General features: G+C 65.6%; 2 protein-coding genes. Both read right to left on the reverse strand.

Annotated features, from left to right (window positions below; all coding sequences use genetic code 11):
- Positions 1-332 precede the first annotated feature (332 nt).
- Positions 333-788: a hypothetical protein gene (locus D466_RS0119920; RefSeq protein WP_026285528.1), complete on the reverse strand. Its 456-nt coding sequence runs from the start codon at positions 786-788 to the stop codon at positions 333-335.
- A partial coding sequence (locus D466_RS24590) for a hypothetical protein (RefSeq protein ID WP_196803541.1) occupies positions 785-1,897 on the reverse strand: 1,113 nt, incomplete at its 5' end. The genes D466_RS24590 and D466_RS0119920, both read right to left, overlap by 4 nt.

Raw genomic sequence — 1,897 nt, forward strand, 5'->3', positions numbered from 1 at the left:
CCTTCTGGGCCGCATCGGCCTGCGCCGCCTTGGTCGCCAGGAACTGCCCCACCTGCTGCGTGAAGGCCTGCGTCACCGTGAAGGCCGCCTGCACCGCCTGCCCTGCACCAGCCCCGACAGGTCCTGCAGGCCGTTGCTGGCCGACAGTAGCTGCGGGAAGGCGCAGTTCGCGTCAAGCCCGTGCGAGCACGCTCAGGCTATCTTCCCATTGTCAAAGAACGGTGGCGGCGCGGCGGCAGGAATCCAGTCCACGCTTGTCACGAGCAGCCTCTGCATTGCGCGGCTCCCGCCTTCCGACCGTACATCGAGCCGAACTCCGCCCCAGCGCTTCGTCACCAGGGTCTTACGGGCCACTTGGTGACGTTCTTCGCCACCCCCGTATCAGGGTCCAGTTCATAGACCTGATACGCCGAGCCATCCAACACAATCGTGCTGTTGGGCACCCAGGTCTGAACATCCTTGGGCATTCGATTGTCCGGGTTTCGATCCACGTACCCATCGGCGTGCACGACGGTCATGTACATGAACGGCTCGCGCGCCCCGTCACGCCCGCGCTCGCGCGCTTGCCGATGCAGGATGTCCCACCAGTCCGGCGGATGGTTGCTGTCGTCGCGCCGCACCTGCCACACCACCTCCCCTCGGGCGTTCAGCCGGAAGACATTGTGGTTGATGTCGTGGAGGGAGAGATAGCTGCCGTCCGCATAGGTATTGGCAAGGGCTATGACTTCACCTCCAGGTAGCAGGATTTTTTTCCAGACCGCTATCTGCTTGCTGTTCAACGGATTCATGGCAGCGGCCTTGCATTGCTGAACCATTGTCCGAATTGGGCAGGGTCGCCTGGCGCATTCCGAATCTCAAACTGCACACCGCCTCCTCCCCCGTTGTCGCCCGTCAGAATTCCCTCGCTGGCCTTGGGCGAGATGCCGTTGGCCACACTCGCCTGCAACTCCGTGCCCGCCGGAAGGTTCACATCGCTGACCATGGTCGGCACCTGCGGCAGGCCGAACTTGCTGGCAATCTGCTGCGGCGTGAGCCCCGCGATCTCGCCGGCGGGCATCACCCAAGAGCCGACCTCCTTCGAAGCACCAGTCGTCTCAACATACACCCGCACCATCTGCGTGGGCTGGGTGGTGGTGATATCCACTACTTGGGAGCCCGGAACAAAGGGCGGAGCATTGCCGTTGGCCACAGCCTGCTGATTGAGTGTATCGGCACTGCTCGCGCCGCTCACCTCAGCCCCGGCTGGCAGACCAGACTGCACCAGTTGATCTGCCTGCGCGGGCGTGAGTTCCGCTGCCGATCGCCAAGGCCCGGTCGCCGAGATCGGACGACTGGGATCGGCGATCGAGCCGTCGCGGTAGAAGCCGGACTGCGAACCTGCACTACTGGTCGCGGAACCTCCTGCCACTGCAGTGTCTTCCGTGGCCGCGCCTCCGAGCCCCATCTTCGCCAGGCCGCTATCGACCGCATCCAGCGTCGCACTCGCTCCGGCGCCCGCGACCTCGGCCACGCCGTCGCTGGCCACGACGGTGGCCACGTCCACGGCCAGGTTGGCCATCGCGGCGCCGGCCTGCTGGAACTGCTGCGGTGACGTTCCCGACAGGTAGGCCGTCATGATCGCCTGCAACTCGCCGCTGTACTGGTGGACCAGGTTGGCGGGCAACTGCGCGATCGCCTGCCCGAGCAGCGCGGCGGCCTGACCGGGATCGCTCTGGATCAGCGAGGCCAGGTCGCTCAGCGACGCCGGGATGTTCTTCACGCCTTGCCAGCGTTGCTGCAGCGCCGCGAGCGCCCCTTGGTCCACCGCGTCGCTTTGCGCCTGATCGAGCTTGCGCGCCGCGTCCACCGTCTGCCGCACGCAACCCATGTCCATCGTGTTCAGGCAGCCGGCGGTCTT

It is taken from the genome of Thiomonas sp. FB-6 (genome assembly GCF_000377645.1).
Lineage (GTDB): Bacteria > Pseudomonadota > Gammaproteobacteria > Burkholderiales > Burkholderiaceae_C > Thiomonas_A.